Annotated in this window: 7 protein-coding genes; all 7 read left to right on the top strand. The window is 65.6% G+C overall.

Annotation, left to right across the window (positions count from 1 at the left end; translation table 11 throughout):
- The first annotated feature begins 443 nt into the window (after positions 1 to 443).
- Positions 444 to 1,238 carry a flagellar biosynthetic protein FliR gene (gene fliR / locus FVW20_RS02465; protein WP_196608148.1) on the top strand — a complete coding sequence of 265 codons (795 nt, stop codon included), beginning with the start codon at positions 444 to 446 and terminating at the stop codon, positions 1,236 to 1,238.
- A gap of 64 nt (positions 1,239 to 1,302) precedes the next feature.
- Positions 1,303 to 2,373 carry a flagellar biosynthesis protein FlhB gene (gene flhB, locus FVW20_RS02470; RefSeq protein WP_196608149.1) on the top strand — a complete coding sequence of 357 codons (1,071 nt, stop codon included), beginning with the start codon at positions 1,303 to 1,305 and terminating at the stop codon, positions 2,371 to 2,373.
- Positions 2,374 to 2,429: 56 nt separating this feature from the next.
- On the top strand, positions 2,430 to 4,541 hold the full coding sequence (gene flhA / locus FVW20_RS02475) for a flagellar biosynthesis protein FlhA (RefSeq protein ID WP_167123897.1): 2,112 nt from the start codon (positions 2,430 to 2,432) through the stop codon (positions 4,539 to 4,541).
- 69 nt (positions 4,542 to 4,610) lie between these two features.
- Positions 4,611 to 5,876, top strand: a complete 1,266-nt coding sequence (locus FVW20_RS02480; RefSeq protein ID WP_196608150.1) for a flagellar biosynthesis protein FlhF — start codon at positions 4,611 to 4,613, stop codon at positions 5,874 to 5,876.
- Between the two features lie 104 nt (positions 5,877 to 5,980).
- Positions 5,981 to 6,796 (top strand): MinD/ParA family protein, encoded by an 816-nt coding sequence (locus FVW20_RS02485; RefSeq protein ID WP_035067501.1) that lies wholly within the window; start codon positions 5,981 to 5,983, stop codon positions 6,794 to 6,796.
- Complete coding sequence (locus tag FVW20_RS02490; RefSeq protein ID WP_196608151.1) at positions 6,750 to 7,547, top strand: FliA/WhiG family RNA polymerase sigma factor; 798 nt, start codon at positions 6,750 to 6,752, stop codon at positions 7,545 to 7,547. Before FVW20_RS02485 ends, FVW20_RS02490 begins: the two co-directional genes overlap by 47 nt.
- 31 nt (positions 7,548 to 7,578) lie before the next feature.
- Complete coding sequence (locus FVW20_RS02495) at positions 7,579 to 7,959, top strand: chemotaxis response regulator CheY (protein ID WP_012613126.1); 381 nt, start codon at positions 7,579 to 7,581, stop codon at positions 7,957 to 7,959.
- The last annotated feature ends 92 nt before the right edge of the window (positions 7,960 to 8,051 follow it).

An 8,051-nucleotide genomic window follows, 5' to 3' on the forward strand; every position in this document is an offset into this window, starting at 1 on the left:
GCCAGCCGGGCCAACTCGGCCGGATGAACCAGCCGGACCGGAAGGGGGCGGCGGCGGGGCGGGGGAGCCGGGGCCGCCCGCGCCTGCGGGGTTGGCTGTGGAGTGGGGCGTCGCTGATGTCTCGGGTACTGGAGTGTCGGGCATGATCTCACCGTGGGGCTTGGGCGCACCCCCGCCGGAATGCATGGGGGTGCCGAGCATGCCCACAGGATGCCTTCGAAGGGGCCTTGTGTCCAGCGCGGTTGCCGGAAAAGGTGGTAGGCAGCGGCATGCCCGCCGCGACGGGTTTTTGGCCATGGCCCCCTCCAAAGCCGTCCCCCGCCCGTGCCGTATGCGTCGCCGCGCATCCCGCCGGTCCCTTCCCCCGCCGCCAAGGCCTTGCGGCCCAAGGCAGTCACCCGTCCGGCGCGGCAGCGTGGCCCGCATCTTGCTGTGCCGCGCGCATGGATATCTTCGCCTTCGATGCAGCCGCCATGCTCAGCTTCGTTCTCACCTTCATGCGGGTGAGCCTGGTGCTGTTCCTGCTGCCTTTTTTCGGGGGCGACGCGGCGCCCATGCAGGTCAAGGCGGCGTTGTGCCTGGTGTTCACCCTGGCGCTGTGGCCGCACGTGTCCCTGCCGGGCGGGCAGATGCCCGCGCACCCCTTTTCGCTCATCGTGCTGCTGGCGGGTGAGCTGGTCATGGGGTTGATGCTGGGCATGACCGTGCATTTCCTGTTCGCGGGCATCCAGACCGGCGGCCAGTTGCTGGCCACCCAGATGGGCTTCACCATGATCACCCTGGCCGACCCGTTGACCGGGGCCAGCGTCAGCATCACCTCGCACTTCCTGTACATGGTGGCCATGCTCAGCTTTCTGGTGCTGGACGGGCACCTGTACATGCTGCGGGCCTTCGTGCGCACCTTCGAGCTGGTGCCCGCCGGTGGCCTGCTGCTTACCCCCCCGCTGGTGCAGGAAATCATCGCCCTGTCCGGCTCCATGTTCGTGCTGGCCGTCAAGATCGCCGCACCGGTGCTGGTTTCGCTGTTCCTGGTGGAACTGGCGCTGGCGCTCATGGCCCGCGCCGCTCCGCAGATGAACCTGCTGATGATCGGCTTTCCGCTCAAGATCGCCGTGGGCTTCGTTTTCATCGGCATGCTGTTCACCATCATGGCCGACAAGATCCGCGAATTCATCGTGGGCATGGACCCCATGATGCTGCACCTGCTGCAGGCCGCAAGCCCCCTGCTGAACCGCTGACCACCCGTTCCGCCCCCCCCGCACGCCGGGAAGGGCACGGACGGACCCCTGACGGAGGGCTGCCATGGCGCAGCGCGATCCGAGCAAGACCGAAAAAGCGACGCCAAAACGTCGCAACAAGGCCCGCAACAAGGGCAATGTCCCTAAATCACAGGAACTCACCAAGGCTTTGACCATTCTGGCGGGCTCGGTGGGCCTTTTGTTCTACATCGACTTCCTGGCCAAGGACATGCAGACCCTGTTCCGGCATTTCCTGGGCAACGCCTTCGGCTTCAATCCCAACCAGCAGAACGTCATCAAGCTGCTCATGTGGCTGGCCGGAGAACTGGCGGCCATGCTGCTGCCCATCATGTTGTTCATCGGGTTCACGGCGTGGCTGGTGTTGCGGTTGCAGGTGGGTAAGCTGTGGACCACCGAGGTGTTCAAGTTCAACTGGTCGCGCTTCAACATCCTTGCGGCGCTGAAGCGCATGTTCGCCTCGCCCGAAACGTTCGTGCGCCTGGGCAAGAGCCTGTTGCAGGCCCTGTTCATCGGTGTTGCGCCGTACCTCATCATCCGGCGCGAGATGCACAATTTTCTGCCCCTGTACTACTCCGACGCCCAGGGCATTGGCGCGTACATGCTGAAAACCGGGTGGGACATGGTGCGCTACGCCCTGGTGCCCATGTTCCTCATAGCCATAGCGGACTTCTGGTATACCCGCTGGAGCTATGAGGAAAACCTGAAGATGACCAAGGACGAAACCAAGGACGAGCGCAAGCAGGCCGAGGGCGACCCGGTGGTGCGCGCCCAGCAGCGCCGCAAGATGATGCAGATGATGGCCAAGCGCATGTTGCAGGACGTGCCAAAGGCCGACGTGGTCATCACCAACCCCACCCACTTCGCCATCGCCCTGCGCTACGACGCCACCGAGGCCCCCGCGCCCATCGTGCTGGCCAAGGGGGCGGACAACCTGGCCCAGAAGATCAAGGAAGTGGCCCGCGAGCACGGCGTGCCCATCCGCGAGAACAAGCCGCTGGCACAGGCTTTGTATAAAGCGGTGGAAGTCGGCGACATGATTCCCGCCGAACTGTTCCAGGCCGTGGCCACCGTGCTGGCCAGCCTGTGGAAATTCAAGGCGGGGCGCGCGTCGTAGCCCCCGCGCAGCGAACCTGAAGCGAAACCCGGACCACTCCGGAGGGTGTCAAGAACATGGCTGCCAAACCAGGATACGCCCCCAAGATCGACTACCAGCGCTTCGCCAAGCAGGGCGACCTGCTGCTGGCGGGCGGCGTCGTCACGATCCTGTTCGTGATGCTGGTGCCGCTGCCCACGTTCTTCCTGGACATGCTGCTCTCGCTCAGCATCTCGCTGTCGCTGGTGATCCTGGTCACCTCCATGTTCATGCTCTCGCCGCTGGAATTTTCCATCTTCCCTTCCCTGCTGCTGGTCACCACCCTGTTGCGCCTCGCGCTCAACGTGGCCTCCACCCGCCTCATCCTGCTGCACGGCGACGAAGGCACCGACGCGGCGGGCCAGGTCATCCAGGCCTTCGGCGAATTCGTGGTGGGCGGCAACTACGTCATCGGCGCGGTCATCTTCATGATCCTGTTCATCCTGAACAAGATCGTCATCACCGCGGGCACCACGCGCATCGCCGAAGTGGCCGCGCGCTTCACCCTGGACGCCATGCCCGGCAAGCAGATGGCCATCGAGGCCGACCTGAACGCCGGGCTCATCGACGAGGAAGAAGCCACCGCCCGCCGCACCAACATCCGCAAGGAAGCCGACTTCTACGGCGCCATGGACGGTGCGGGCAAGTTCGTGCAGGGGGACGTGAACGCGGGCATGTTCATCACGATGATCAACGTCATCGGCGGCATCCTGCTTGGCGTGTTCCAGAAGGACATGGAGTGGCGCGACGCGCTGACCACCTACACCCTGCTGTCCATCGGTGACGGCCTGGTGGCCACCATTCCTTCCATCATCGTTTCCACGGCGGCGGGCCTCATCGTGTCGCGCGCGGCGGCGGAAGCGAAGATGGGCGAGGAATTCGTGGGCCAGCTGTCCTACAACTCGCGCGCGCTCAAGCTGGTGTCCGGCGTGCTGATGCTGTTCGCCCTGGTGCCCGGCCTGCCCACGCTGCCGTTCCTGACCTTTGGCGCGGGCCTGTACGGCATGTCGCGCCTGGTGGGCGACAAGCAGGACGCGGAGGCCGCCGCCGAAGCCAAGGGCGGCAAGGGCGCCAAGGGCAAGAAGAAGGGCGATTCGCTGGATACGCCGGAAGAAGTGCAGACCCTGCTGCCCCTCGACACCCTGGAACTGGAAGTGGGCTACGGCCTGATCCCTCTTGTGGACGAGGACCAGAACGGCAACCTGCTGTCGCGCATCCGCTCCATCCGCCGCCAGTTCGCCCTGGACATGGGCGTGGTGGTGCCCTCGCTGCACCTGCGCGACAACCTGCAACTGAAGCCCGGCCAGTACTGCGTGCTGGTCAAGGGCAACCAGGTTGCCTCGGCGGAAATTCTCGTGGACCACTACCTGGCCATGGACCCGGGCAACGCCAAGCACCGCATCCGGGGCATCGAGACGCGCGAACCGGCCTTCAACCTGCCCGCGCTGTGGATACCCGAATCGCAGAAGGAAGAAGCCATGCTGGCGGGCTATACCGTGGTCGACCCGTCCACGGTCATCGCCACCCACCTCACCGAGGTGTTCAAGCGCCACCTGGGCGACTTCCTGGGTCGCCAGGAAGTGCAGGGCCTGCTGGACAACCTGGCCAAGCACGCGCCGAAAGCCGTGGAAGAGCTGGTGCCCGGCATCCTGCCGCTGGGCACGGTGCAGAAGGTGCTGCAGAACCTGGTGCGCGAAAACGTTTCCATCCGCGACCTGCTGACCATCGCGGAAACCCTGGCCGACTACGGCCCGGCAGTGAAGAACGCCGACACCCTGACGGAGTACGTGCGCGAACGCCTGGCCCGCTCCATCGTCAAGCAGTACATGGACAGCGAGGGCGGCCTGCCCATCGTCACCCTGGACCAGGCCGTGGAAAAGACCGTGCAGGAAGCCATCCGCCAGACCGACGGCGGCAACTACCTGGCGCTCAACCCCGGCATCGCCCAGCGGCTCATCCAGCGCGTCAACAACGCGGTGGAGCGCGCCGTGAACACCGACGGGCAGCCGGTCATCCTGGCCTCGCCCGTGGCCCGGCCCCATCTGGCCCAGTTGCTGATGCGCTTTCTTCCCAACGTCCCCGTCATTTCGCAGGCCGAGATTCCTTCTGACATCCGCTTGCAGGCCGTGGGGAGCGTAGCCTTTGACTAGGTGGGCGGTGCCGTCAGCGCCGAGAGCATTTTTCTGCAACGGTTACAACTTCAAGGTCGAAATGCTCTGATGCAGATCAAGACGTACACAGGCCGGAACGCGACGGCGGTGCTGGCGAAGATCAAGGCCGAACTCGGCCCGGACGCGGTCATCCTGTCCTCGCGCGAATGCAGCGAGGGGGGCCGGACGTGGCACGAGATGAGCGTGGGCGTCGAGCATGCGGCAACGCCCGGCGTGGCCGGTCGTGCCGGTTTCGCCAGCTCTGGGGGGCCTGGCGGTCCTGGCGGTCCCGTTCCCCCCGGTTGGGAGGAATGGCACCGCGAATGGAGCCAGATGAAGGAGCACCTGTTCGCGCTGATGAAGCCCGCCCTGCGCATGGAAGACCTTACCCCCCGCCAGCGCGTGGCCCTGGAATACCTGATGCGCGAAGGCGTGGACGACGGCGTGGCCATGACCCTGCACCGCAGGCTGGCTGCGGATTCCGGCGCGTCGGTGCTGGAAGCCCTGGCCGACATCGTGCCCGTGCGCGGCTGGGGCCTTGCGGCATGGCCGCAGCGGGCCCACGTGTTCGCCGGGCCGTTCGGCGCGGGCAAGACCACGGCCATGCTGCGCATGGCGCTTGCCCTGCGCCGCGAAAAGCCGGACCTGAAGATAGTGCTGGTAAACGCCGACTGCGGGCGCGGCCATGGCCGCCTGCTGCTGAAGCACTACGCCGAACTTTCCAGTCTTGTGTACCGCGAGGCCTCCACCGCCGCCGAATTCTCGGCCATCCTGCGCGAATGCCCCGATGCGGGCCGCATTCTGGTGGACCTGCCCGGCGTTGCGCGCGACGGCAGCCTGGCCCGCCAACTGGCGATCCTGGGACTTTCGGGCGCGGGGGCGGGCAACGGCGTTGCCGTGCACCTGGTGCTGCCGCCGCACCACGGCCCGGCCCAGATGACCGCGCTGCTGGCGCGCTATGCCTTCGAAGGGGCGGGCAGCCTTGTCTGGACGAAGCTGGACGAAGCCTGTACCTTCGGGGCATTGGTGAACGTGGCGGCGGCGTGCGGCCTGCCCGTGTCGGCCCTTTCCTACGGCCCCGGCATGCGCAATTCGCTGGCTGCCGCAAGCGATGCGGCGTTGTGGCGCCTGCTGTTCAAGCGGCAACTGCCCGGCGAGGCTCCGGCACAGGCAGAGCCCCGGCCCGCGGCCAGGGCGGCGGTCCAAACCGGCGGCCAGACTGTCGGCCAGACTGTCGGCCAGACAGGCATCAGGCCCGGCGGACTCCGGTCGGAAGGAATCCGGCCTGACGGAATTTCGGCGGACATCCGGTCCTCTGTCGGCGCAAGGCCCTGAACCATGGTCCCGGTGCCGACGGCATACCCGGCGGCACACGGCATCCACGGGCGACCGCGCCAGGCGCGCCCGGCACCGCACGCACCCACTGGAGCTTGCATCGAATGAGCCCCGATCTTCCCCTGGTATTTTCCGTTACCTCCGGCAAGGGTGGCGTCGGCAAGACCAACATCGCCGCCAACCTGGCCTGCTGCCTTGCGCAGGAAGGCAAGCGCGTGGTCCTGCTGGACGCGGACCTCGGCCTTGCCAACGTGGACGTGGTGCTGGGCCTGACCCCGCAGCTGAACCTGTTCCACCTGTTCCACGAAGGCGTCGACCTTTCCGAGATACTCTGCGATACGCCCTACGGCTTCCGCATCCTGCCCGCCTCGTCGGGCATGAGCGAAATGCTGTCGCTTTCCACCGGCCAGAAGCTGGAACTGCTGGAGGCCATGGACGCGCTGGAAGGCGCCGTGGACTATCTGATCGTGGACACCGGCGCGGGCATCAACGACAACGTGCTGTATTTCAACCTGGCGGCCCAGGAGCGGTTGGTGGTGCTGACCCCCGAGCCCACGTCGCTCACCGACGCCTACGCCCTGATCAAGGTGATGAAGCTCAACCACGGGGTGGAGCATTTCAAGGTGCTGGTGAACATGGTGCCCGACGCGCAGACCGCGCGCGACATGTTCACCCGGCTGTACAAGGCCTGCGACCACTTTCTTTCCGGCGTTTCGCTGGATCTCGCGGGCTTTGTCCCGCGAGACCCGGCGGTGCGCAAGGCAGTGGTGAACCAGCGACCCTTCTGCGTCATGGCGCCGGACAGCCCGGCCTGCGCGGCGGTGCGCGAGGTGGCCCGGACGGTACAAACGTGGGACGTGGCGGCGAGCCTCGATGGAAACATCAAGTTCTTCTGGAAAAAGCTCCTCTTCCGGCACTAATCCCTGGGAGGCGCTGGAATCGGGAACTGTCGCCTGGGGCGACTTCCCGCGCGCCGACCAGGAACGGATAGTCCGGCACTACGCACCCAAGGTGCGGTTTCTGGCCTTGCGCCTGAAGGCCAAGCTGCCCCGCAACGTGGAGTTGAACGAACTCATCAGCGCGGGCACCCTGGGCCTCATGGAGGCGCTGGGCAAGTTCCGTCCGCAGCTTGGCATCCGCTTCGAAACGTATGCCGAAAGCCGCATCCGGGGCGCCATGCTGGACGAACTGCGGCGGCTGGACTGGTTTCCGCGCAGCCTGCGACAACGGGTGCGGCAACTGGACGAGGCAATCCAGCGCATCGAGCACGAAAAGGGCCGTCACCCCACCGAGGCGGAATTGCAGGACGCCACGGGACTGGACCAAAAGGATGTACGGCTGGGGCTGGAGGCGTTGCAGAACCAGTTGTGCCTTTCGCTGGACGCCATACAGGACTCGCTGGCCCCCGATGCGGGAGTGCAGGGAGACGGTGAACCGTTCCAGGTTACGGCAACGCAGGAGCTCATAGAGCGGGTGGCGGGGCTGATCGACGAATTGACACCCCGAGAGAAGCTGGTATTGTCGTTGTATTATAGCGACGAGCTGAACATGCGCGAAACAGCCGAGGTCATGGGCATCACCGAGGGGCGCGTCTCGCAGCTGCACTCCCAGGCGCTCAACAGGCTGCGCAAGGAATTCAGGAACCACTACGGAGAACACGGCACCGTCTGATTGCGGCGTCCGTTGGCCAGGAGTACGCACAATGCCCTACGACACCAATATGCGCGTTCTCGTGGTGGACGACTTTTCCACCATGCGTCGCATCATCAAGAACATCCTGCGCCAGTTGGGGTTCACCAACGTGGTGGAAGCCGACGACGGCACCACCGCGTGGGAAATCCTGAACAAGGACCGCATAGAGTTCGTGATCTCCGACTGGAACATGCCCCAGATGACCGGCATCGAACTGCTGCGCAAGGTGCGCGCCAGCGAGGAATTTGCCGACATGCCCTTCCTGATGGTGACCGCCGAAGCCCAGCAGGAAAACGTCATTGAAGCGGTGCAGGCCCGGGTGTCCAACTACATCGTCAAGCCCTTCACCGCAGAGACCATGAAGCAGAAGATCGACAAGATCTTCCCGTAGACAGTCACTTCCTGCGGGCGCGGGGCCGCCATCCGGCGGGCTTGCGCCCGTTTGCCGTGCAGGACCGCAGGCGCGCCGCGCCGCATGCCGCC

The sequence above is a fragment of the Nitratidesulfovibrio oxamicus genome (assembly GCF_015731765.1).
GTDB classification, from domain to species: Bacteria; Desulfobacterota; Desulfovibrionia; order Desulfovibrionales; family Desulfovibrionaceae; genus Cupidesulfovibrio; species Cupidesulfovibrio oxamicus.